Genomic DNA, 23952 nt, shown 5'->3' on the forward strand with positions numbered 1-23952 from the left:
TCACGCTCGTTCGTGGCAAAGCGTCCGGGCGTGTCGCAACCTCTCGTTTCTTAGCCGGTAGATCAAAAGCTTGATATACCAGTGCTTTTCACACTTCTGTAAACAGCACCTTTGTAATTGTACTATAAAAAAGCAGTGATAGCAAGGTTTTTCTGGTTTTTATTTGGATATTTTTTCTATGTTTTGAAAATAGAATAAATTCATTTTCAATCTGCTTTTCATACTTTAGTCAAAATAAAAAAGCATGCTTCTGTTTTGCAACAAAAACATACTTTCAATCGTTTACGCCTGTCTTCGCATTGGAATATCATTGTTATCAGGATGAACCAACAAATATTGAATGACATCAATATTACTAGCTTGGAATGAGGCTGCACAGGCCTGCAAATACAAGTCCCACATGCGATAAAACGCGTCGCCTTTTTGTTCAACTATGGTTTTCTTAATTTCATGGAAGTTCTTTGTCCAATGCTCCAATGTCAATTGATAATCACGACGCAGGCTTTCTAAATCAATGATTTGTAGATCTGTTTGCGTCATATGCTCTACCAGCTCCGTTACTCCGGGAATGTAACCGCCCGGGAAAATGTAGCGATTGATCCAAGCATTTTTTGCTCCGCCTTGCTGCCGACTAATTCCATGAATCAAGGCCGTTCCTTTCGGCGCTAGATTTCGTTGAACTACTTCAAAGTATTCCTGTAGATTTTCTGCACCGACGTGCTCAAACATCCCTACACTTGTGATATGATCGAAGGCTTCGCCCTTTAGATCCCGATAATCCATTAATTTCACTTTAAGCTGATCCTGTAGCTGTTCTGCTTCTATAATATGTTGGATATGATGGTATTGCTCTTCGCTTAATGTAATTCCTGTCGCTTTTACCCCATATTCTTTCACCGCAATCAACATCAGCGTACCCCAGCCGCAGCCGATATCAAGCAATGTGTCGCCCGGTTTAATGAACAGCTTATCGAGAATATGATGCACTTTATTAATTTGCGCCTGTGCCAGTGTATCCTCCGGTGTTTTAAAATAAGCACAAGAGTAGGTTAACGTTTCATCCAGCCAAAGCTCATAAAAATCATTCCCTAAATCATAATGACTGTGAATATCCTCTAACGACTTTTTCTTCGAATGACTTTCTTTAGGTAGCCATTTTTTAAAGTCTTTATTGTGTAAAAATCCATCTTTTTGATTATAAACATCGTAAATTAACGCTTGAATATCGCCTTCAATTTCGATTTTCCGATCCATATAGGCTTCTCCTAAAGTAAGTGAAGCATTATTGACAAGATCTTTCACTGGAATTTTTTCGTTAATTTTGATTTTAAAAACAGGTTCACCTTCTGTTTGCCCATATTCCTTCACCGAGCCGTCCCAGTAAGTAACCTCCGTTTTTTGAGAAAAAGACCATTTAAATAATTGATTGTAGACTTCCTTTTGTAACATTGCAATCCCTCCAATAATTCTTTTAGCTTATTCATGTGGTAGGCGCTGACCGTTACAAAAATCAACGTCGTTTCTTCACTTTTATTAAAAAAGTAGTCCATTTCTTTATTTTAACGCTGAATTCTTAAATTTAAAAATGATAAATCAAAAGAAAACGCTTCGTTTTAAAATTTTTTTCAAAGAAAAAAGCCCGGAGGAATATTCCTCCGGGCTTACGTCCGAGTACCCCAGTTTTTTAGACTGGTTCGTGCTATAGTTAAGTCTTAATTATTTAACGATTTCAGTTACAACGCCTGAACCAACAGTACGTCCGCCTTCACGAATAGAGAAACGAGTTCCGTCTTCGATAGCGATTGGGTGGATTAATTCAACGTCCATAGCAACGTTATCACCAGGCATTACCATTTCAGTACCTTCTGGTAATTCAACGACACCAGTTACGTCAGTTGTACGGAAGTAGAACTGAGGACGGTAGTTTGTGAAGAATGGAGTGTGACGTCCGCCTTCTTCTTTTGATAATACGTATACTTCAGCTTTAAATTTTGTGTGTGGAGTAATTGAAGCTGGTTTTGATAATACTTGACCGCGTTCGATTTCTTCACGAGCTACACCACGTAATAAAGCACCGATGTTATCGCCTGCTTCAGCGTAGTCTAACAATTTACGGAACATTTCAACACCTGTAACAGTTGTTTTAGATGTTTCTTCTTTGATACCTACGATTTCAACTTCGTCACCAACGCGAACTTCTCCACGTTCAACACGGCCTGTAGCAACAGTACCACGTCCAGTGATTGAGAATACGTCTTCGACTGGCATCATGAATGGTTTGTCAGTGTCACGAGTTGGAGTTGGGATGTACTCGTCAACTGCAGCCATTAATTCCATGATTTTTTCTTCGTATGAAGCGTCGCCTTCTAAAGCTTTCAAAGCAGAACCAGCGATAACAGGAGTGTCATCACCTGGGAAGTCGTATTCAGATAATAAGTCACGAACTTCCATTTCTACTAATTCTAATAATTCTTCGTCATCAACCATATCCATTTTGTTTAAGAATACAACGATGTATGGTACACCAACGTTACGTGATAACAAGATGTGTTCACGAGTTTGAGGCATAGGGCCATCAGCAGCAGATACTACTAAGATAGCTCCGTCCATTTGTGCAGCACCAGTGATCATGTTTTTAACGTAGTCCGCGTGTCCTGGGCAGTCAACGTGCGCATAGTGACGTGCGTCTGTTTCGTATTCGATGTGAGAAGTGTTGATTGTGATACCACGTTCTTTTTCTTCTGGAGCGTTATCGATATCAGCATAGTTTTGAGCTTCTCCGCCGTTGTGTTTAGCCAACACAGTTGCGATCGCAGCAGTTAATGTAGTTTTACCATGGTCAACGTGTCCGATAGTACCAATGTTAACATGGGGTTTAGAACGGTCAAATTTTTCTTTAGCCATTTTAAATGTTCCTCCTAAAATATATGAATTTTATTTTTTTATTGATCGATAGCAACGACTACCGGATCATCTTTAACTATTTTAACCGAAATCCTTCAAAAAGCATAGCTTTAAATCAACGCAGTTTAATTAAGCGTTGCTGCCGCCATTTTTCTTAATGATTTCTTCTTGGACAGACTTAGGTACATCTTCATAGTGATCAAAGACCATCATGAATGTTCCGCGTCCTTGTGTTGCTGAACGTAATGTTGTAGCATAGCCGAACATTTCAGCCAACGGTACCATCGCGTTAACGATTTGTGAGTTACCATGTGCTTCCATTCCTTCAACACGTCCACGACGACTTGTAACGTGTCCCATGATATCACCTAAGTAATCTTCTGGAACAGTGATTGTTACTTTCATCATTGGTTCAAGGATAACAGGGTTTGCTTTTTTAGCTGCCGCACGTAGCGCCATAGAAGCTGCTACACGGAAGGCAGTTTCATTTGAATCGACATCATGGTAAGAACCATCATAAAGCTTCGCTTTAATGTCAACCAAAGGATAACCAGCAAGTACACCGTTATTCATAGATTCTTCTAATCCTTTTTCAACAGCTGGGATGTATTCACGAGGAACCACACCACCGACGATTGCGTTTTCGAATTCGAAGCCTTTACCTTCTTCGTTTGGTGTAAATTCGATCCATACGTGACCGTATTGACCTTTACCACCAGACTGACGTACAAACTTACCTTCTGCCTGAGTAAGAGGCGCACGGAAAGTTTCACGGTAAGATACTTGCGGAGCACCAACGTTTGCTTCAACCTTGAACTCACGTCTCATACGGTCAACCAATACGTCTAAGTGCAATTCACCCATTCCTGAGATAACTGTTTCACCAGTTTCAACGTTTGTTTCAACGCGGAATGAAGGATCTTCTTCAGCAAGTTTTTGTAGGGCAACGCCCATTTTATCTTGGTCAGCTTTTGATTTAGGTTCAACAGCAACTTGGATAACCGGTTCAGGGAACTCGATTGATTCAAGGATAACCGGTGCGTCAACCGCACATAAAGTATCCCCTGTTGTTGTATCTTTCAAACCAACGGCTGCCGCGATATCACCTGAATACACTTTGTCAATCTCTTTACGAGTGTTGGCGTGCATTTGCAGGATACGACCGATACGTTCTTTTTTGTCTTTAGAAGCGTTCAATACGTATGAACCACTTTCAAGGACACCAGAATACACACGGAAGAATGTTAGACGACCAACGAATGGGTCAGTCATAACTTTAAATGCAAGTGATGCAAATGGTGCTTCGTCATCAGCCGGACGAGTTGTTTCTTCGTCTGTTTTCACGTCGATACCTTTAATTGCATCGATATCTAATGGTGAAGGCAAGTAGTCAAGCACTGCATCAAGCATTAATTGAACACCTTTGTTTTTGAAGGCTGAACCAGCTAATACTGGGAAGAATTCAACATTGATTGTTGCTTGACGGATACCCGCTTTCAATTCATCAATTGTAATTTCTTCACCTTCAAGGTATTTCATCATTAGGTCTTCATCAGTTTCAGCAACAGCTTCAACTAATTTTTCACGCCATTCAACTGCTTGATCCATGTATTCTGCTGGAATTTCAGTTTCTTGAATGTCAGTACCTAAGTCATTTGTATAAATTTCAGCTTTCATCGTAATTAAATCGATGATACCTTCGAAGCTGTCTTCTGCACCGATTGGTAATTGGATTGGATGAGCATTTGCTTGTAAACGATCATGTAATGAGTTTACAGAGTATAAGAAATCCGCACCGATTTTATCCATTTTGTTACAGAAAACAATACGAGGAACTTTATATTCAGTTGCTTGACGCCAAACTGTTTCAGTTTGAGGTTCTACACCTGATTGTGAGTCAAGAACAGTTACCGCACCATCCAATACGCGTAGTGAACGTTGTACTTCAATTGTGAAGTCCACGTGTCCCGGCGTGTCAATGATGTTTACCCGGTAGCCTTTCCACTGTGCAGTTGTCGCAGCGGATGTGATCGTAATACCACGTTCTTGTTCTTGTTCCATCCAGTCCATCTGTGACGCACCTTCGTGTGTTTCACCGATTTTATGGATTTTACCAGTGTAATAAAGGATACGCTCAGTTGTTGTTGTTTTACCAGCATCAACGTGGGCCATGATTCCGATATTACGAGTTTTTTCTAACGAAAATTCTCTTGCCATTCTAGGGTGTTCTCCTCTCTTTATTTAAATCAATTCATTGTGACTAGGCCGCAGCCTAAGCTACGTGCACAGAGGATTCTACCAACGATAATGTGCAAACGCACGGTTAGCATCTGCCATTTTATGAGTGTCTTCACGTTTTTTAACAGAAGCACCAGTGTTATTGGCAGCATCCATGATTTCTTTCGCTAGACGTTGTTCCATTGTATGTTCACCGCGTAGGCGAGCATAGTTAACAACCCAACGTAAACCTAAAGTTGTACGACGTTCTGGACGAACTTCAACTGGTACTTGGTAGTTAGAACCACCGACACGGCGAGCTTTTACTTCCAAGACAGGCATAACGTTTTTCATTGCTTGTTCGAAAACTTCCAATGGGTCGTTCCCTGTAGATTCTTTGATGATATCAAATGAATTATAGATGATATTAGCAGCAATCCCGCGTTTACCGTCAACCATTACACGGTTGATTAAGCGAGTTACTAATTTTGAGTTATAAATTGGATCTGGTAAAACATCACGTTTTGCAACAGGACCTTTACGTGGCATCCGTAACTCCTCCTTCCGAAAATTCTTTTTTATAGATTACCTTAGTGATTGTCAAATTATTTAGCTGCTTTAGGTCTTTTCGTACCATATTTAGAGCGGCTTTGTTTACGATCAGTAACGCCGGCTGTATCAAGCGCACCACGTACGATGTGATAACGTACCCCTGGCAAGTCTTTTACACGTCCACCGCGTAATAATACCACGCTGTGTTCTTGTAAGTTGTGACCGATTCCTGGGATATAAGCTGTTACTTCGATTAAGTTAGACAAACGAACACGGGCATATTTACGTAAAGCTGAGTTCGGTTTTTTAGGTGTCATTGTTCCCACACGAGTACAAACCCCACGCTTTTGTGGTGAGTTAACGTTCGTTTGAGATTTTTTGAAGCTGTTATATCCTTTGTTCAACGCTGGTGAATTAGATTTTTCCACCTTTGATTTACGAGGTTTACGTACTAATTGATTAATTGTAGGCATTCCTTGTTTCCTCCTTCCTCTTTTCGCATCTAGTTCCACACATCCAGGTGGTTCTTTTTTAGCGATAAAAAATAATGCATTCTCTGCACTCATTATCAAACTATGCTTCGATAGACAGTCAGCACGTCTCCTATGAGAGACCTGTAGATAAAGCACCTTTGCTAGGATATCATGATCCTTATGCTCTGTCAACCATTTCCAGCGATTTTTTCATTAAAACACTTTATCTTTTTAACGCGTGCTACGCCGCCTTTTTCGTCCTTCTGTAAATCACGAAACGTTCTATCTTTTTCATTTATTTAACGGTATAATATTTTTGATTATTTGAAAGGGGCGAACAGCTAAATGAATCTTAAGCAAATGGCAGGTATTGAAGCGGCAAAATATGTAAAAGATCAGATGATCGTTGGGTTAGGAACGGGTTCCACTGCAAAATATATGGTAGATGAAATCGGTCGGCGCGTAAAAGAGGAAAATCTTTCAATCGTTGGTGTCACGACCTCAAAAGAAACAGAGCGTCAGGCAAAAGCTTTGGGAATTCCTTTAAAGAGTATTGATGAAGTGCCTTATGTGGATCTGACTATTGATGGAGCAGATGAAATCAGTGCAGATTTTCAAGGCATCAAAGGCGGCGGCGCTGCTTTATTATTTGAGAAAATTGTGGCAACGTATTCAAAGAAAAATATTTGGATCGTCGATGAATCAAAACTTGTTGATAAGCTTGGCAAGTTCCCGCTGCCAGTTGAGGTGGTTCCTTACGGCAGTCAGCAGCTGATGCGTTTGTTTGAAGAAAAGGATTTTGCACCTAGCTTACGCCAAACAGCCGACGGTCAAACGTTGGTTACAGACGGCGGTCACTACATTATTGATCTGCATCTGGAAGAAATTACAGATCCGCATGCTTTAGGCGCCTATTTAGATGATTTAGTCGGGGTCGTAGAGCACGGCTTATTCTTAAATATTGTTTCGACAGTTATCGTGGGCGGTACAGACGGACCTCGGACGATTCAAGCAGTTCAATAGTCCATTGGAATTTGATTTCAAAAATAAGAATCAGATTAAAAAAAGCTAAAATAATTCTACCATTTCGTCCGTTTCTATGCTACATTTTTAGTAGTTACTTTATTCCAGAAAGGACGAACGATGAAAACAATTGGTTATGCACGAACAACAATTACTGATGATGATTTAACTGCTCAAATCAACTTGCTGTCTGAATTCGGCTGTGATGAGATCCACCATGAAACCTATGATATTATTAATGAAGAACCGATCATTTCCAAGCTGGAAGAGGTCCTTTGCTCTTTAAATAGAGGAGATGCACTGGTTATTTGCCGCTTAAATCGCTTAGGACGTTCAACAAGGCAGTTGACAGAGCTAACGCAAACCTTTAAAGGCTCCGGTATTCATTTAATCAGCTTAGACGAGGGAATCGATACACGGCAGCCCATGGGAGAAATTTATTTTAAGCTGATGAACGGGTTGTCAGCCATGGAATGTGATTTAATTAAGGAACGAACGCTGGTTGGGCTGAATAACGCACGCAAAAAAGGCAAAATCGGCGGCCGACCTAAAATTGACAAACGAACAATCAAGAAAATCCGTCATCTTTATTATGAGAAAAAAGAAACCATCCAATATATCTCTTCTAAGTGCAATGTGTCAGTCGGCAGCTGCTATAAGTATATTAAGATGCCAGAAACAGAGCTGACCAAATTTTAATCGTTAAAAAAGCCAGCCTTCGTCTTTCCGGCGAAGCTTGTTTTTTTGCTTTTCAAGCCGATTTTTCTTCCTATAATAGATCAACAACAGCTTTCGGTCGATTTTACCAATTTTCAATGGAAATCTATTTTAAAACGGTGTACAATAGAAAAAGAAATGAAAGTTTCAGAAACTACAATTCAAAGGAGAGCTATACATGCCAAAATTAGTTTTTTCTCGTCATGGACTTAGTGAATGGAATGCATTGAATCAATTTACTGGTTGGGTTGATGTAGACTTAGCACCTGAAGGAATCGAAGAAGCCAAAGAAGGCGGACGCAAAATCAAAGAAGCAGGAATTGAATTCGATATTGCTTTCACTTCAGTTTTAACACGTGCCATCAAAACATGTAACTTAATCTTGGAAAACTCAGACCAATTATGGGTACCACAAGTAAAATCTTGGCGCTTGAACGAACGTCACTATGGTAAATTACAAGGCTTAAATAAAAAAGAAACAGCTGAAAAATACGGAGATGAACAAGTTCATATTTGGCGTCGTTCTTATGATACTCTTCCTCCACTTTTGGAAGCAACTGACCCAGGTTCAGCAGCAAACGATCGTCGTTATGCTATGTTGGACAAACGCGATGTTCCAGGAGGAGAAAACTTAAAAGTTACTTTAGAACGTGCTCTACCTTTCTGGCAAGATCAAATTGCGCCAGCTTTATTGGACAACAAAACAGTTTTAGTTGCAGCACACGGTAACTCTTTACGTGCCTTAGCTAAACATATCGAAGGAATTTCAGACGAAGATATCATGGATCTTGAAATCCCAACAGGTCAACCACTTGTTTATGAATTAAATGACGATTTAACAGTCGCTAAAAAATATTATCTATAATAAAAAACACCGCTTTTGCCTCGGCATTAGCGGTGTTTTTCAGCTTTTATTTATACATAGCTTGATTCAGTTAAACAGTCACGATAGATAGCTTCCACAGCCGCTTCATCAAGCGGTACAAAAGCTGCCGTTTTGATCATACTATGAGCAACGGCTTGCTTCGCCATTTCGGCAAATTTCTCATCGTCAATCCCCACTTCCGGCAACGTCATTGGAATACCGCAAGCTTGGAAATAATCATAGGTTGCCTGAATGGCTTGCTTCGCAGCTTTCATGCTGTCTGTTTCGTTGATTCCCCAAACGTTTTTAGCGTATTGAGCAAATTTAGCAACGGTTTGTTCAGACAATACATGTGCCATCCAACGCGGCGTTAAAATAGCCAAACCAACGCCATGAGTAATGTCATAAAAGGCACTTAATTCATGCTCCATCGGGTGGCAAGACCAGACGCCGTGTTTACCGTCGCGAGTCAAACCGTTTAAAGCGATGCTGCTGGCCCACATTAAATTCGCACGTGCATCATAGTTTTCTGGCTCTTTCAGTGCGACTGGACAGTGCTTGATCACTGAACGCATCAAGCCTTCTGAAACAAAATCCTGCACATCAGTTGCTTCCGTAACGTTAAAATAGCTTTCAATTAAGTGACTTAAAATATCCGCTGAACCAGCTGCTGTTTGTGAAGCCGGCACGGTATAAGTATTTTGCGGATCAAGAAATGATACTTTCGGTACCATTGCCGGGCCGCTCGTTCCCAGCTTCTGATTTGTCGCCATATTTGAGATAACAGCTCCGGCATTCATTTCACTGCCTGTTGCTGCCAACGTTAAAATGGTGACGATCGGCAAGCCTTTGCCCTGATAGCCTTGTCTGCCTAAAACAATATCCCAAGCATCTTGATCACTATAAATGCCTACCGCAATTACTTTAGAGCAATCGATCGTCGAACCGCCGCCGACGGCCAAAATAACGTCTACTTGATTTTCCCGACAAAGCTCTACCCCGCGACGAACGGTTTCAATTCGTGGATTCGGTTCTACTCCGCTTAATTCTACCAGTGTGTTTTGGTTATTTTTAAGCAGCGTAACGATTTGATCGTACAAGCCATTTTTCTTAATACTGCCGCCGCCGTATACTAATAGAACTGTTTTTCCAAATGTATCTAGCACTTGCGGTAATTCACTTTCTAAACGATCTTTTCCGAAACGAATATCTGTTGGCACATGAAATCTAAAGTTGTCCATCTTTTTATCCTCCATTTATGTCTCTTTTATAGAATAATACACCGAAAAAGAGCAAGCTAAAAATCAGCTCAAGCTCTTTTAAATTTCTACCCGTGCAGCGCTGTTTCCAATCCGACTTCAATCATGTCATTAAAGGTGGTTTGACGCTCTTCGGCTGTCGTTTCTTCACCGGTTACCATGCTATCGCTAACCGTCATAATCGCCAATGCCTGAACATCAAATTTTGCAGCTAAATAATACAACGCAGCAGCTTCCATTTCAATGGCCAGAACGCCCAGCTTCCCTAGCTTAAAGACTTCATCCATACTTTCTTTATAGAATACGTCGTCGGACAGCACATTACCCACGTGTGTCTTAAAACCTTTTTCCTGTGCAACTGTATAAGCCTTCAACAACAAATCAAAGGTAGCAATTTGCGGGAAGTCATATTTTGGGAAATCATTGCGGATCATTGATGAAGGTGTAGTCGCCGCTTGGGCAATAACCAACTCTCTTACGCCTACTTTTTCAGAAATAGAGCCACACGTTCCAACACGGATCAATTTTTTCACGCCATAGGAATTAATTAGTTCATGACCATAAATTGCAGCAGAAGGCATCCCCATCCCTGTTCCCTGTACTGAAACGCGTTCTCCTTTGTATACGCCTGTATAGCCTAGCATACCTCTTACTTGGTTATAACAAACAGGATCTTCTAAAAAGGTTTCCGCGATATATTTCGCCCGCAACGGATCTCCCGGTAATAATACTTTGTCAGCAATTTCGCCTTGCTTCGCTTCGATATGAACACTCATCTTTTTTCTCCTTTATTCTCACTTTTTATAATTCAGCTAACATCGCTTTGACTAACTCTTTAAATTGCGCTTTCACACGTTCTGTTGTTTCAACGACTTCTTCATGATTCAAACTACTTTGCATCCCTGCAGCCAAGTTAGTGATACATGAAATACCTAATACTTTCATGCCGCTGTGCGCTGCCACAATTACTTCAGAAACAGTTGACATACCAACTGCATCAGCTCCCATTACACGAGCCATTCTGATTTCTGCTGGTGTTTCGTAAGTCGGTCCAGAAAAACCGATATACACGCCTTCTTGTAATGGTACGTTTTGCGCTTGAGCAACTTTTTTAGCAATTTCCTGATATTCTTTTGTATAGGCATGACTCATATCCGGGAAGCGCGGACCCATCGCATCTTCATTTTCGCCGATTAACGGGTTGTCGCCTGTAAAGTTGATATGGTCGGTGATCAGCATCAAATTACCTGGTGTAAAGCTTTCGTTTACACCGCCAGCTGCGTTAGTCACAACAATGGAATGTGCACCTAAAGCTGCCATTACCCGTACAGGGTAGGTCACCTTTTGCATAGAATGCCCTTCATAATAATGAAAGCGTCCTTGCATCGCTAGAACTTTTTTGCCGGAAAGTGTGCCATAAACCAGTTTTCCAGCGTGTCCTACAACCGTAGAAACAGCAAAATAAGGAATATCAGCAAAGGGAATCGCCACTGCATCTGTTACCTCATCTGCCAATTCCCCCAGGCCTGAACCTAAGATCAAGCCGAAATCAACTTCGCCGATCCCTTTTTCTTTTAAGAATGTAGTTGTTTCATTTAACATTTCACTTAATTTCATTATTTTTTCTCCTATTTTAAATTATTCAAAAAGCTTAAACCGTTTTCCGTTTGTGGAACGCCAAAGTTTTCGGCAATAGTTGCTGAAATATCGGCATAATGTCCTTGCGGCAAGCTGCCTTGACCGCTCATTTTTTTACTAAATACAAGCAACGGTACATATTCTCTTGTATGATCTGTACCAGAGAAGGTCGGATCGTTTCCATGGTCGGCGGTAATCATCAGTAGATCATCCTCGGCCAACGTATCGATAATTTCCGGTAAGCGTAAATCAAAGGCTTCAATCGCATGCGCATAGCCCACAACATCCCGACGATGACCGTATAATGCATCAAAGTCCACTAAATTAGTAAAGCTCAAGCCGTTAAAATCTTGTTTCATCACTTTAATTAACTGATCTACGCCATCCATATTGCTCTTGGTGCGAACAGAATCTGTAATGCCTTGCCCGTTGAAGATATCATTGATTTTGCCAATTGCGATAACATCCTTGCCGTTTTCCTTTAATGAATCAAGGACTGTATGTCCAAATGGATCAAGGGCGTAGTCATGACGATTACTTGTCCGTGTAAAGTTGCCGGGCTCGCCCACATAAGGACGTGCAATAATGCGGCCGATCATATACGGTTCATCTTTCGTGATATCCCGTACATACTGACAAATACGATACAATTCTTCCAACGGAATGATTTCTTCGTGTGCCGCAATCTGTAAGACCGGATCGGCAGAAGTATAAACAATTAAATCGCCCGTTTCCATTTGATGTTTGCCATAATCATCAATGACTGCTGTACCGCTGTATGGTTTATTACAAACGATTTTGCGTCCTGAAAACTCTTCAATTTGTTTTAACAGCTCTTCCGGAAAGCCATCCGGAAAGACACGAAATGGTTTTTGAATATTCAAGCCCATAATTTCCCAGTGTCCAGTCATCGTGTCTTTGCCAACAGAAATTTCTTCTAATTTCGTTGCGTAGCCTTGATGATCTTGAATTGCCTCCACTCCTTGAAGTGGTGCAATCGTTCCTAAGCCCAATTTTTCCAAATTAGGAATTGTTAAACCAGCTTCTTTAGCGATATGACCCAACGTATCACTGCCGACATCACCAAATTTTTCAGCATCAGGTGCTTCTCCGATTCCGACAGAATCCATCACAATTAAATGCACACGTTTAAACATAACCATCCTTCTTTCTTTTTATATTGAAAATAGCAGCGTAACCTATAGCCGCTTTTTTGTACTTACTAATCAAAAAGGGCATGACTGAAGAAAATCTCCCATAGCCCCGCCCTTTTATTTTATACTTATTTATTTTGATTTGATATAATTTTGTCCGTTTGCTTTTGGCCCAGAGGCTTTTCCTAAGAAGACGACTAGTACAATAATCGTCAGAACATAAGGTGCTGCCTGCAAGTAAACCGCTGGAATAGAAGAGATGATCGGCAAGCTGGACCCTGCAATACTGATATTTTGCGCAAAACCGAAGAACAAGGCTGCACCCATTGCACCAAGCGGATTCCATTTACCGAAAATCATCGCTGCCATTGAAATAAAGCCCTGTCCAGCAATGGTTGTTACAGCAAAACGACCAGCGATTGTTTGTGCAAAAACCGCACCGCCGATACCGCCAAGAAAACCGGAAATCAAGACGCCGGCATAACGCATCAGATAAACATTAATCCCCAACGTATCTGCCGCCTGCGGATTTTCACCTACAGAACGCAAACGTAAACCAAAACGTGTTTTGAAAAGTACAAACCAAGCCAGAATCGCTACTAGAATCGCAACGAAAGCCGGTAACGTTGTTTGCTTGAAGAATAAGTCACCAAGAATCGGAATATCTTTTAAAATCGGAAATGAAAAATAGCCAAAAGATTCAGTAATCGTATCTGTTTGTCCTTTTCCATAAATAACTTTGATTAAGAAAATTCCTAAAGCCGGTGCCATCAAGTTCACTACCGTACCACTAATAATGTGATCAGCTCTTAAGTTGATTGTCGCAACCGCGTGCAGTAAGGAAAACAGCATACCGACAATTCCGCCGACCAGACAAGCCAGCCAAGGCGTTGCTCCACCAAAAGTTGAAGCAAAGGTTAAGTTAAATACGACCGAACTGAAGGCTCCCATCACCATGATCCCTTCCAGTCCTACGTTTACAATCCCACTCCGTTCAGAAAAGGTTCCGCCAAGCGCTGTAAAAACTAAAGGAGTCGAATAAACCAAAGTTTGTGTAATAATCGGCGCTAAAACAGCGATTAAAGCAATATCCATTAGATTTTTCCTCCTTCTTGACTTGTAGGATCTGTTTTCCCGGCTAATTCTTCAACAACCGCTACTTCTTTTTTGCTGCCTGAAGCTTTTGCCAATAAGAAGCGGATCAAATAGCTGATAGCGACAAAGAAAATAATCGCGGCAATGACTACATCCACTAATTCAATTGGAACACCTGCACGCAGCGGCATTCCCTGACCACCTAGCTTCAAGACACTAAAGAGTAGTGCGGACAAGAAAATTCCGACTGAACTGCCGGCGCCTAGAAGCGAAATCGCCATTCCGTCAAAGCCAATACTTAAAGAAGAACCTTGAACAAAGAAATTGCCAAATGTACCAAGCCCAAGAATCACGCCGCCTAAACCAGCTAAGGTTCCTGAGATGACCATAGACAAAACAATCGTCCGTTTACTGCTCATACCGGCATATTCTGAAGCAAAAGGATTCATGCCGACAGAACGGATTTCATAGCCTAAAGTGGTTTTCTTCATTAAGAACCAAATCAGCACCAAGAAAATCACAGCAAGAAAAATTCCGATATTCAAACGTGAACCGCCGCTCAGCTCTTTTAAAAAGTCTGTCCGTAAGCTGGCATTGGCACCAATGACTTTGGTGACACCCTTGTTGCTCATCACATCCGGCGACATCACATTATTGACAATGTGAGTGCTTGTATATAAGAAGACATAATTCAACATAATGGTAACGATAACTTCACTAGTACCAAAGAACGCTCGCAAAAAGCCTGGTATAGCAGCTGCTACTGCTCCGGCTAAAGCTCCTACAATAACGGCCAATGGTAAGACTACCCAACGAGAGGCCTCCGGCATGGATAACGCCACCCAGATACTTGCCACCCAGCCACATAAAGCTTGTCCAGAAAGTCCGATGTTAAAGAAGCCAGCCGAATTCGCCACCGCAAAACCTAAGGCGGTAAGAATTAACGGTGCTGCTGTTACGAAAATTTCTCCAATACTTTTAGGACTTTGAAAAGCCGTTTTAAGCATTGCCTGATAACCTGAAATTGGATCTTGTCCGGAGATAAGCATAATAATTGCGCCAAGAATAAAACCCATTAGTACTGACAAAACAGGCACTAGAACGTTACGAAGTTTTTCTCCCTGATTATTCAACTGCCTCACCTGCCTCTTTACTTAATTCTGCTCTTGCTGCTTCTAAAGAATAACCAGCCATCAACAAGCCCAGCTCATTTTCTGTGGTTTCTTTAGGATCAACAATTCCTACGATTTCCCCCGCATGAATCACGGCAATTCGATCGGATACGTTTAAGATTTCTTCCAGCTCAAAGCTGACAAGCAGTACCGCTTTATTTTTATCCCGCTGTTCAATCAAGCGTTTATGAATATACTCAATTGCACCTACGTCCAAGCCGCGCGTCGGCTGTGAAACGATCAATAAATCAGGATCTCTGTCAATCTCGCGCGCAATAATCGCTTTTTGCTGATTCCCGCCGGACAAAGCTTTAGCCGGAACCAATTCATTAGTGGTTCGCACATCGTATTCTTCGATTAATTGACGAGCGTACGCATTGATTTGGTTATAATTTAATACGCCATTTTTACTTAACGGCTTTTTGTAATAGGTTTGTAAGGCTATATTTTCGGCTAAAGACATATCCAAAACCAGTCCATATTTATGGCGATCCTCCGGCACATGACCAACGCCGGCTTCTGTAATGACCCGGGGCTGCTTATTAGTAATATCTGTGCCTTTCAGATTCACCGAACCGCTTTCTGCTTTACGCAACCCAGTCAACGCTTGAATCAATTCGGTTTGACCGTTGCCGTCAATCCCGGCGATTCCCACTACCTCACCTGCTCTAATATCTAGACTAAGCTGTTTAACCGCTTCTAAACCACGACTTTCTTTAACAACTAAATCTTTAATGGAAAGAACAACTTCTTTTGGCTCAGCCGGCTTTTTCTCTGTTTTGAAGGAAACAGAGCGACCCACCATCATATCCGCCAATTGTTGAGAAGAAACATCTTTCACATTTACTGTATCAATACTTTGACCGCGGCGAATAACCGTACAACGATCCGCAACCTTTTTGATTTCATCTAATTTATGAGTGATTAAAATAATTGATTTACCTTCTTTAACAAGTCCGCGCATAATTTCGATTAACTCATCAATCTCCTGAGGCGTCAACACAGCAGTTGGCTCGTCAAAAATCAGAACATCTGCGCCGCGATACAAGGTTTTTAAAATTTCTACCCGTTGCTGCGCTCCTACTGAAATGTCTCTTATATAAGCATCAGGATCTACGGACAAGCCATATTGTTCAGAAACCCGCAGAATTTCGGCTTTCGCTTTCTTACGATCCAGCACGCCGCCGTTGGTCGGCTCACTGCCGAGAACAATATTTTCTGTTACCGTAAAGGCCTCTACCAGCATAAAATGCTGATGCACCATACCGATTCCCAAACGATTCGCACCGGTTGGTCCATTAATCGATACCTTTGAGCCATTCATAAATATTTCACCTGACGTTGGTTCCAATAACCCAGACAAAATATTCATCAATGTTGATTTTCCTGCGCCGTTTTCACCAAGCAACGCATGGATTTCTCCCGGACGAACAGTCAAGTTAATGTTGTCATTCGCCTTAAAGGTTCCAAACTGCTTCGTGATGTTGCGCATTTCAATTACATAGCTTTCCTGAGCCACATTTTTCACATCCTAACGATTTTAATCACTTGAAAGCATCTATTTAAAACGTGTATTTCAAAAATAAGCAGCGTTTAAGCTCCTAAAGAAGAAAAAGGATAGCGGCTCATTTTCCTTCTTTAAAGGCTTAAAGTACTTGAGAAGTTGAGACTGGGAGCGGCAGCAAAATTTTCGCTGCACGCCCCAATCTCGACCTTCAAGAAATCGTATTGATCAAAAATGCTTAGATTATTCTTTCACGTCTTTTGGTGTTTCTGGAACAGTGATGTCGCCATCGATGATTGATTTTTTCGCTTTTTCTACTGCAGCTTTTGCATCATCAGATAGATAACCATCTGTTAAATCAACACCGCCGTCTTTAAGACCGTAAACGATGTGTTCGCCGCCTGGGAATTTATCTTCCATAGCACGGTTAGAAATATCTTTCACCGCTGCACCAACACCTTTAAGTGTTGAAGTTAAAGTAAAGTTATCTTCTTTACCGTCTTTTGTTTTGTATTTACCTTCTTTATCTTGGTCGCTATCTACACCGATAACCCAAACTTTGTCTTTTGAACCTGTTTCGTTTAAGTCTTTAGCTTCTTGGAAGACACCTTGGCCTGTACCGCCTGAAGCGTGGAAAATGATGTCTGCGCCTTTTTGATACATAGAAGCGGCTAAGGCTTTCCCTTTAGCAGGGTCACCGAATGATGCAGCATATTCTACTTCTACTGTGATATCTTTGTTTAATTCTTTGGCTGTATCGATTACACCTTGGTGGAAACCAGCTTCAAAACGGTCAATAACCGCGCCTTCTTCCCCACCGATGAAGCCTACTTTGTTTGTTTTAGTTGTGTAAGCTGCTGCCACACCTGCTAAATAAGAAGCTTCTTGGTCTTTAAAGGTTGCTGATACAACATTGTCTTTGCCTTCAATAACACTATCAATGATACCGAATTGTGTATCTGGGTTAGCGTCTGCTGCTGTACTTACTGAATCAGCTAACAAGTAACCAATACCGAAAACTGTTTTAAAGCCGTTTGAAACTGCTGTATCGATGTTCGTTACATATTCAGATGCATCGTTGGATTGAATGTAGTCATAGCCATCTGCACCTTTTTTCAAATCATGTTCTTTGCCCCATTCTTGAAGACCTTCCCAAGCTGACTGGTTAAATGAACGGTCGTCTACTCCGCCGATGTCTGTGACTACGACCACACTGTGGTTTTTGTCGCCTTTTGAATCACCGCCAGATGAATCCTTTTTCCCTCCGCCGCATGCTGCTAACGTAACTGTTAAGCCCAGCACAGCTAAGCTAAAACCAAATAATTTTGCTTTTTTCATTTCTGTAAAGCCCCCTAAAATAGTTTTATATTTTCAACAGCCAAAGACTGAATGAAACCAATAGAAAAGTGAAACGAGTTCGTTCAGAACTTGAGCAATAAAAGTGAATAAATGTTAGCAGGGTTGCCCTGCGCATTTCTTTGCGTTATTGCCGAAAGTTCTTACTCGTGCAACTGGATCATTAGAAAAGTGGAACGAGTTCGTTCAGAACTTGAGCAATAAAAGCGAATAAATGTTAGCAGGGTTGCCCTGCACATTTCTTTGCGTTATTGCCGAAAGTTCTTACTCGTGCAACTGGATCATTAGAAAAGTGGAACGTGTTCGTTCAGAACTTGAGCAATAAAAGTGAATAAATGTTAGCAGGGTTGCCCTGCGCATTTCTTTGCGTTATTGCCGAAAGCTCTTACTCGTGCAACTGGATCATTAGAAAAGTGGAACGAGTTCGTTCAGAACTTGAGCAATAAAAGCGAATAAATGTTAGCAGGGTTGCCCTGCGCATTTCTTTGCGTTATTGCCGAAAGTTCTTACTCGTGCAACTGGATCATTAGAAAAGTGGAACGTGTTTGCCCATAAATTGAGCAATAGTAGTAAGGAAACGCTAGATTATAAGTCTTTTTCGGTAAAGGCGTACGGTAATAGCTTTTCAACCGTTGTTTCCAGCTTTACACCGTTTGCGCCAAGTAAAGTAACCGGCATATCCGGTGCACAAAATTCAGCCATCACTTGGCGGCACGCGCCACATGGCGAAATCGGTTCAGGCGTATTTCCTGAAATCACTAAATGCTGAAACTCGCGCTCACCTTCAGAAACGGCTTTGAAAATGGCCGTCCGTTCGGCACAATTCGTCAATCCATAAGAAGCATTTTCAATGTTAATCCCTTGATAGGTTTTTCCGTCAGCGGTTACCAGGCACGCACCTACCGGAAAATGAGAATAAGGAACGTAGGCTTTCGTCAATGCATCATTGGCAATCGTCAGCCACTCTTGTTTTGCTGTCATGTTTTCGCCGCTTTCTCTCTTAGATTAATAGCCAGTCCCGCTGGCACCTTCCATAATAGCCACACCTGCGCTGGTACCAATGCGTGTAGCACCTGCTTCGATCATCGCGCGCGCTTCTTGCTCATTGTGAATACCACCGGATGCTTTAACGCCCATGTCCGGTCCAACGGTTTTACGCATTAGTGCGACATCCGCCACAGTTGCACCGCCGGTAGAAAAACCAGTTGAAGTTTTCACAAAATCCGCGCCTGCTTCTTTAGCTAACTCACAAACCTTGACTTTTTCTTCGTCTGTCAATAATGCTGTTTCGATGATGACTTTAACTAAGGCTTTATCCTTCGCTGCTTCTACTACTGCTTGAATATCTTTCAATACTTTTTTGTATTGTTTTGATTTCAACGCACCTACATTAATCACCATATCCACTTCAGTGGCACCATTAGTAATCGCATCAGCTGCTTCATACGCCTTCACTTCAGAAGTATTGGCACCTAAAGGGAACCCGATCACTGTACATACCGCGACATCTGTACCAGCTAATTCTTCTTTGGCTAAAGACACCCAGCAAGGGTTAATACATACGGAGAAAAAGTTGTATTTTTTCGCTTCTTCAATAATTCGTAAAACATCGGCTTCTGTAGCATCCGCCTTTAAAATAGTATGATCAATCATTTGATTTATTTCCATGATCTGCTTCCACATCCTTTATGATATTATATCATGAACCAGCTCAGGTTCTGTCCCAGAACTGCCGATTTCAATATTTTTATATAATAATTCTTTAACGTCTTCGATATTAGTTGAATTCGCATAAATCGTTAGTAAGGATTCACCTGCTGTAACCGACATGCCGACTTTTTTATGCAGCTTAATTCCTACCGCGTGATCAATATCCGCTTCTTTCGTTGCTCGACCGGCTCCTAAAAGCATTGCTGCAATACCAACCTCGTTAGCTACAATCTTTTGAACTACACCGCTGGTTTTTGCTGGTAGCTCCACCTGATATTCAGCCGTCAATAGCCGTTCAGGCTGATCGATCACGGTATCATCGCCGCCCTGATTACGGATCATTTCGCGGAATTTCGCTAACGCTTTACCGCTTTGCAGCGCTTCTTCGAGCATGGCGCGCGCTTCTTCAAGAGTAGCCGCCTGTTTGGCTAAAACCACCATTTGACTACCTAAGATGTAGCACATTTCCATTAAATCTGCGGGACCTTTGCCTTGCAGGGTTTCAATTGCTTCCACGACTTCCAGACTATTACCGATCGCCTCACCCAGCGGCTGCGACATATCGGAAATAACTGCCATTGTTTGTCGGTTCGCCAAGTTTCCGATCCGTACCATCGTTTCTGCCAAACGCCGAGCCTCGTCCAAGTTCTTCATAAAGGCACCTTCACCAGTGGTTACATCTAAAACGATCGCATCCGCTCCAGCAGCGATTTTTTTACTCATAATCGAACTGGCAATCAACGGAATTGAATTCACAGTCGCGGTTACATCGCGCAGTGCATAAAGCTTTTTATCTGCAGGCGCAATTTCTTTTGACTGTCCAATCACCGCTACGTGGCTTTCATTTACCAAACGCATAAACGCTTCATCGGAAAGCTCAACATGAAACCCGGGAATCGCCTCTAATTTGTCAATGGTACCGCCTGTATATCCTAAGCCGCGACCTGACATTTTAGCGACACTGACACCGACACTTGCTACTAATGGGGCTAGAATTAATGTCGTTGTATCACCAACTCCGCCAGTCGAATGCTTGTCCACCTTAATCCCTTTAATTGAAGAAAGGTCAATCATTTCACCGGAATGCGCCATTGCCAACGTAAGAGTTGTAATCTCTTCATCCGTCATATCCTGATAATAAACAGCCATTAAAAAGGCGCTCATCTGATAATCGGGAATGTCTCCTTTAGTATAGCCTGAAACAATGAACTGAATTTCTGCTGTTGTTAACTCTTGTCCGTCACGTTTTTTTTCGATCAAGTCGACCATTCTCATGCCATTTTGCCTCCAAATCAATCCCCAAGGATGTATTATACACTAATTTTATTTACGTTTAAACCTTTTAGTAAAACAGTTTACTAACGCTTCCATAAAATGAAAACGCTTATAACACGAACATTAAATCAAATCCCCTGACTTGTCAATCGATTTCGTGCTATTTCTTAAAATAAAAGTTGTATCAAAAATTTTATTTGGAATCTTTTTTTCAGGATGATCAATCGCTTCTACCAAAAAGGTCGCTGCATAATAGCCGATATCAAAGCTCGGCTGATAAACTGTCGTCAAACCCGGCACTAAATATTCTGAAATTTCCAATCCGTCAAAACCGATAACTGAAATATCATCGGGAATTTTTTTCCCACTTTCTTCAATTGCCTGATAAGCGCCCATCGCCATTTCATCATTGCCACAAAAAATTGCCGTGATCTCTGGATTTTGCAATACCTTTTTAGCCGCTTCATAGCCGCCGCCCAAGTTTAAATCGCCACAAGCCATATATTCCGTTCTAATCGGAATTCCGTGATCTTTTAAAGCGTGCTGGTAAGCCGTTACTCGTTCAGTCAATTGATAGTAGCCTTCATTTTCTTTCAGCATCCCGATATGCCTATGCCCCAAATCAATTAGAGAGCTTACAGCCTGATAGGCTCCTTCGTATTCTTTTACAATTAAACGTCCGCTGTCCCGAAGATTTAACCCGCGGTCTAATAGGATAACCGGCACTTTCTGTTTGCCTTTATTTTTTAAAACATGGTCTGCCGGCAAAATATTCGGTGTGGCAAAAATGATACCGTCCACAGAGCGATGCATCAGCTCATTTACATATTTGGCTGCCTTCTCTTCATCATGCTTGGAATTACAAAGTAAAATCATATAGCCGAGTGAATTCAGGTAGGTTTCAACCCCTTCAATTACTTTGGAAAAGAAAAAATCCGTCACATCCGGCACAATCATTCCGATTGTTTTAGAATGTCTGGTAATGATGTTAGACGCAAAATAATCCGGCTTGTAATCATATTCTTCTACGACCGCCAAGACTTTTTTTCGAGTCTGCTCGCTAAAGCGGCTTCCTTTGTCATTTAAAATCTGCGAGACCGTCGTCACTGAAACGCCTGCCATATCGGCAATTTCTTTAATCGTTAATTTCATCCTTCATTCTCCCTTTATCGACAAGACCTACCAATTATGTCAACGTTTTCAAAATAACTTTCGAATGCCTCTAGTTTAGCAGAATTTTTTAGAATAGAATAGCTTTACTCAAAAAAATACGACCGCTCACTGCTTTCCTATATCTATATATCCTCAGACAGCAAGCGATCAAAACGTTTTTACCAGTTATTCGTCAGCATTAAAAGGCCCGGAATCCAGCACGTAACAATTCCTTCAAAAATCGCCAAGTACAACACTGGTTTACCAATTTCCTTTTTCAATACATACTCAATAAAACCTGTCAGCCATAAAAGGCCCCATGACAGCCAAATCAGAGCAAAGCGCCAGTCACCATCAATCGTATAGGAAATATAGGCCGCCGGAAGTGTATTGACAGCCACAAATAAAGCAAATATACCATAAACGCGCATATCTAAATCAAACACATAACTTAGCCCCACCAGCAAATAGGTAAAAGCAAATAAATACCCTGTTCCTGCATCATAATAAGCCCCTCTAAACAAATAAATCGTATTGATGATGAAGGATAAACTTCCTGTCAACAAATTGATTAGACCTGTCGATTTTTTATCCACGCCAGCTAAGCCGCAATAACCATTGCTGATTAACGTGATCGCTACAAATAATAATCCTACGCCTAACACTACATTCCCTCCAATAACTTATCAAAAAAGCTCGGTTACTACTGGAACATTTTACTTTAAATGATTGAAAAAAACCACTTTATTTTCTAAATCGTTTTTCTCTTACCAACAGGTTATTGACAGAGCTTGTCACACATGTTAAAGTCTTCAAAATACTTATTCCGTACAAGCAAAACAGAGAGGATGATATCGTGAAACGTGAACATGTTAAAAATCTACCTAAAATCGAGCTGCACTGCCATTTAGACGGATCGATCCGACCGGAAACACTGCGCAAAATTGCTGCTCAACAAGGTATTGCGCTGCCAGCTGACAATGCACAGCTAAAAGAGCTGTTAGTCGCACCAGAAGACTGCCGAAATTTAAACGACTATTTAGAACGTTTTGATTTAGTTTTAGCCTGCCTCCAAACCGAAGACGCTTTAAAAGCTGCTGCGATGGATGTTATCAGTCAGGCAGCAGCTGAAAATATTCGCTACATAGAAGTCCGCTTTGCCCCTTCTTTGCATACCAGACAAGGGTTATCATTACCGAAAATTATTACAGCGGTTTTAGCAGGTTTACATCAGGGAGAACAGCAGTATGGTGTGAAAAGCAACGCCTTGTTGTGCGGCATGCGTCATGAAGAAATCCATGAGATTGAACGAATCGTGCAGCTGGCTAACACGTTTAAAGAAGCCGGTGTGGCTGGCTTTGATTTAGCTGGTAATGAAGCTGATTTCCCACCCTATACCTTTGAAGAAACCTTGGGACTGGTCAAGCAGCTAAACATTCCTTTAACCTTACATGCGGGTGAATGCGGCTGTGGGAAAAACGTGGCAGACGCTGTCATGCTGGGCGCCACTAGAATCGGACACGGCATCGCACTTAAAGATACATCTGAGCATTTCGCATTGATAAAAGAAAAAGATGTTTTACTCGAAATTTGTCCTACCAGCAATTTTCAAACCAAAACAGTCACGACACTAGCGGATTATCCTTTCCGTTTATTTCAAGAAGCCGGCTTGAAGGTCTGCATTAATACGGATAACCGAACCGTCTCCAACACTACCTTAACGGATGAATTCATGAAGCTCCACGAGTGGTACGGCATTACCTATGCAGATATGGAACAGCTTTTGCATAACGCAGTAAACGGCGCCTTTATTTCTGAAAAAGAAAAGCAAGGGTTGCATCAATTATTAGAAGAAGCTTATCAAAAAGTTGATGAATAGCAAAAAC

General features: G+C 41.5%; 22 protein-coding genes. 4 read left to right on the forward strand and 18 right to left on the reverse strand.

Features of this window, described 5'->3' with window-relative positions:
- Positions 1-282: 282 nt before the first annotated feature.
- The 5 genes from ABH902_RS03925 to rpsL all read right to left on the reverse strand — a co-directional run bounded on the left by ABH902_RS03925 (position 283) and on the right by rpsL (position 6146).
- The gene (locus ABH902_RS03925; RefSeq protein WP_404589250.1) at positions 283-1449 is read right to left on the reverse strand and encodes a class I SAM-dependent methyltransferase; all 1167 of its coding nucleotides are present in this window, start codon (positions 1447-1449) and stop codon (positions 283-285) included.
- 267 nt (positions 1450-1716) lie between these two features.
- Entirely contained in the window at positions 1717-2904 is a 1188-nt protein-coding gene (tuf, locus tag ABH902_RS03930; RefSeq protein ID WP_154776693.1) for an elongation factor Tu, read from the reverse strand.
- A gap of 129 nt (positions 2905-3033) precedes the next feature.
- Positions 3034-5121: an elongation factor G gene (gene fusA, locus ABH902_RS03935; protein ID WP_404589251.1), complete on the reverse strand. Its 2088-nt coding sequence runs from the start codon at positions 5119-5121 to the stop codon at positions 3034-3036.
- A gap of 78 nt (positions 5122-5199) precedes the next feature.
- Positions 5200-5670 (reverse strand): 30S ribosomal protein S7, encoded by a 471-nt coding sequence (gene rpsG / locus ABH902_RS03940; protein ID WP_069662405.1) that lies wholly within the window; start codon positions 5668-5670, stop codon positions 5200-5202.
- Positions 5671-5726: 56 nt separating this feature from the next.
- Positions 5727-6146, reverse strand: coding sequence for a 30S ribosomal protein S12 (gene rpsL / locus ABH902_RS03945; protein ID WP_069697083.1), 420 nt, complete (start codon positions 6144-6146; stop codon positions 5727-5729).
- Positions 6147-6491: 345 nt separating this feature from the next.
- Here rpsL and rpiA point away from each other — a divergent pair, with 345 nt between their 5' ends.
- The 3 genes from rpiA (at position 6492) to ABH902_RS03960 (ending at position 8751) form a co-directional block, all read left to right on the forward strand.
- Positions 6492-7169, forward strand: a complete 678-nt coding sequence (gene rpiA / locus ABH902_RS03950; protein ID WP_404589252.1) for a ribose-5-phosphate isomerase RpiA — start codon at positions 6492-6494, stop codon at positions 7167-7169.
- A 120-nt stretch (positions 7170-7289) separates the two neighbouring features.
- Complete coding sequence (locus ABH902_RS03955) at positions 7290-7868, forward strand: recombinase family protein (RefSeq protein ID WP_404589253.1); 579 nt, start codon at positions 7290-7292, stop codon at positions 7866-7868.
- 196 nt (positions 7869-8064) lie between these two features.
- Positions 8065-8751 (forward strand): 2,3-diphosphoglycerate-dependent phosphoglycerate mutase, encoded by a 687-nt coding sequence (locus ABH902_RS03960; protein WP_154776697.1) that lies wholly within the window; start codon positions 8065-8067, stop codon positions 8749-8751.
- Between the two features lie 50 nt (positions 8752-8801).
- Here ABH902_RS03960 and ABH902_RS03965 read toward each other — a convergent pair whose 3' ends face one another.
- From ABH902_RS03965 to ABH902_RS04025, 13 genes are all read right to left on the reverse strand, one after another.
- Positions 8802-9992 (reverse strand): iron-containing alcohol dehydrogenase, encoded by a 1191-nt coding sequence (locus ABH902_RS03965; RefSeq protein ID WP_404589254.1) that lies wholly within the window; start codon positions 9990-9992, stop codon positions 8802-8804.
- A gap of 86 nt (positions 9993-10078) precedes the next feature.
- Positions 10079-10786, reverse strand: a complete 708-nt coding sequence (gene deoD / locus ABH902_RS03970; RefSeq protein ID WP_404589255.1) for a purine-nucleoside phosphorylase — start codon at positions 10784-10786, stop codon at positions 10079-10081.
- Between the two features lie 25 nt (positions 10787-10811).
- Complete coding sequence (locus ABH902_RS03975) at positions 10812-11630, reverse strand: purine-nucleoside phosphorylase (RefSeq protein ID WP_404589426.1); 819 nt, start codon at positions 11628-11630, stop codon at positions 10812-10814.
- A gap of 8 nt (positions 11631-11638) precedes the next feature.
- Entirely contained in the window at positions 11639-12805 is a 1167-nt protein-coding gene (gene deoB, locus ABH902_RS03980; protein WP_404589256.1) for a phosphopentomutase, read from the reverse strand.
- A 129-nt stretch (positions 12806-12934) separates the two neighbouring features.
- Positions 12935-13897, reverse strand: coding sequence for an ABC transporter permease (locus ABH902_RS03985; RefSeq protein WP_404589257.1), 963 nt, complete (start codon positions 13895-13897; stop codon positions 12935-12937).
- Positions 13897-15030 (reverse strand): ABC transporter permease, encoded by a 1134-nt coding sequence (locus ABH902_RS03990; protein WP_404589258.1) that lies wholly within the window; start codon positions 15028-15030, stop codon positions 13897-13899. The genes ABH902_RS03985 and ABH902_RS03990 overlap by 1 nt, the downstream gene beginning before the upstream one ends.
- Positions 15023-16588, reverse strand: a complete 1566-nt coding sequence (locus tag ABH902_RS03995; RefSeq protein ID WP_404589259.1) for an ABC transporter ATP-binding protein — start codon at positions 16586-16588, stop codon at positions 15023-15025. Before ABH902_RS03995 ends, ABH902_RS03990 begins: the two co-directional genes overlap by 8 nt.
- Positions 16589-16816: 228 nt before the next feature.
- On the reverse strand, positions 16817-17911 hold the full coding sequence (locus ABH902_RS04000; RefSeq protein ID WP_404589260.1) for a BMP family protein: 1095 nt from the start codon (positions 17909-17911) through the stop codon (positions 16817-16819).
- A 603-nt stretch (positions 17912-18514) separates the two neighbouring features.
- The gene (locus ABH902_RS04005) at positions 18515-18910 is read right to left on the reverse strand and encodes a cytidine deaminase (RefSeq protein WP_404589261.1); all 396 of its coding nucleotides are present in this window, start codon (positions 18908-18910) and stop codon (positions 18515-18517) included.
- A 24-nt stretch (positions 18911-18934) separates the two neighbouring features.
- The gene (gene deoC / locus ABH902_RS04010; protein ID WP_404589262.1) at positions 18935-19597 is read right to left on the reverse strand and encodes a deoxyribose-phosphate aldolase; all 663 of its coding nucleotides are present in this window, start codon (positions 19595-19597) and stop codon (positions 18935-18937) included.
- 18 nt (positions 19598-19615) lie between these two features.
- Positions 19616-20914, reverse strand: a complete 1299-nt coding sequence (locus ABH902_RS04015) for a pyrimidine-nucleoside phosphorylase (protein WP_404589263.1) — start codon at positions 20912-20914, stop codon at positions 19616-19618.
- Between the two features lie 123 nt (positions 20915-21037).
- Positions 21038-22066 carry a LacI family DNA-binding transcriptional regulator gene (locus tag ABH902_RS04020; protein ID WP_404589264.1) on the reverse strand — a complete coding sequence of 343 codons (1029 nt, stop codon included), beginning with the start codon at positions 22064-22066 and terminating at the stop codon, positions 21038-21040.
- A 179-nt stretch (positions 22067-22245) separates the two neighbouring features.
- Positions 22246-22731 (reverse strand): AmiS/UreI family transporter, encoded by a 486-nt coding sequence (locus tag ABH902_RS04025; protein WP_404589265.1) that lies wholly within the window; start codon positions 22729-22731, stop codon positions 22246-22248.
- Positions 22732-22922: 191 nt separating this feature from the next.
- Between ABH902_RS04025 and add the strand changes: the two genes are divergently transcribed.
- Positions 22923-23945 carry an adenosine deaminase gene (gene add, locus ABH902_RS04030; protein ID WP_404589266.1) on the forward strand — a complete coding sequence of 341 codons (1023 nt, stop codon included), beginning with the start codon at positions 22923-22925 and terminating at the stop codon, positions 23943-23945.
- The last annotated feature ends 7 nt before the right edge of the window (positions 23946-23952 follow it).

It is taken from the genome of Enterococcus sp. UD-01 (assembly GCF_044909655.1).
Classification (GTDB): domain Bacteria; phylum Bacillota; class Bacilli; order Lactobacillales; family Enterococcaceae; genus Enterococcus_L.

Coding starts and splice junctions, on each gene's coding strand:
- ABH902_RS04015 (WP_404589263.1), bottom strand. CDS start 20,914: ATGAGAATGGTCGACTTGATCGAAAAAAAACGTGACGGACAAGAGTTA.
- ABH902_RS03985 (WP_404589257.1), bottom strand. CDS start 13,897: ATGGATATTGCTTTAATCGCTGTTTTAGCGCCGATTATTACACAAACT.
- ABH902_RS03960 (WP_154776697.1), top strand. CDS start 8,065: ATGCCAAAATTAGTTTTTTCTCGTCATGGACTTAGTGAATGGAATGCA.
- rpiA (WP_404589252.1), top strand. CDS start 6,492: ATGAATCTTAAGCAAATGGCAGGTATTGAAGCGGCAAAATATGTAAAA.
- ABH902_RS03925 (WP_404589250.1), bottom strand. CDS start 1,449: ATGTTACAAAAGGAAGTCTACAATCAATTATTTAAATGGTCTTTTTCT.
- rpsL (WP_069697083.1), bottom strand. CDS start 6,146: ATGCCTACAATTAATCAATTAGTACGTAAACCTCGTAAATCAAAGGTG.
- deoC (WP_404589262.1), bottom strand. CDS start 19,597: ATGGAAATAAATCAAATGATTGATCATACTATTTTAAAGGCGGATGCT.
- fusA (WP_404589251.1), bottom strand. CDS start 5,121: ATGGCAAGAGAATTTTCGTTAGAAAAAACTCGTAATATCGGAATCATG.
- ABH902_RS04005 (WP_404589261.1), bottom strand. CDS start 18,910: ATGACAGCAAAACAAGAGTGGCTGACGATTGCCAATGATGCATTGACG.
- deoD (WP_404589255.1), bottom strand. CDS start 10,786: ATGAGTGTTCATATCGAAGCGAAGCAAGGCGAAATTGCTGACAAAGTA.
- ABH902_RS03965 (WP_404589254.1), bottom strand. CDS start 9,992: ATGGACAACTTTAGATTTCATGTGCCAACAGATATTCGTTTCGGAAAA.
- tuf (WP_154776693.1), bottom strand. CDS start 2,904: ATGGCTAAAGAAAAATTTGACCGTTCTAAACCCCATGTTAACATTGGT.
- rpsG (WP_069662405.1), bottom strand. CDS start 5,670: ATGCCACGTAAAGGTCCTGTTGCAAAACGTGATGTTTTACCAGATCCA.
- ABH902_RS03955 (WP_404589253.1), top strand. CDS start 7,290: ATGAAAACAATTGGTTATGCACGAACAACAATTACTGATGATGATTTA.
- ABH902_RS04000 (WP_404589260.1), bottom strand. CDS start 17,911: ATGAAAAAAGCAAAATTATTTGGTTTTAGCTTAGCTGTGCTGGGCTTA.
- deoB (WP_404589256.1), bottom strand. CDS start 12,805: ATGTTTAAACGTGTGCATTTAATTGTGATGGATTCTGTCGGAATCGGA.
- ABH902_RS04020 (WP_404589264.1), bottom strand. CDS start 22,066: ATGAAATTAACGATTAAAGAAATTGCCGATATGGCAGGCGTTTCAGTG.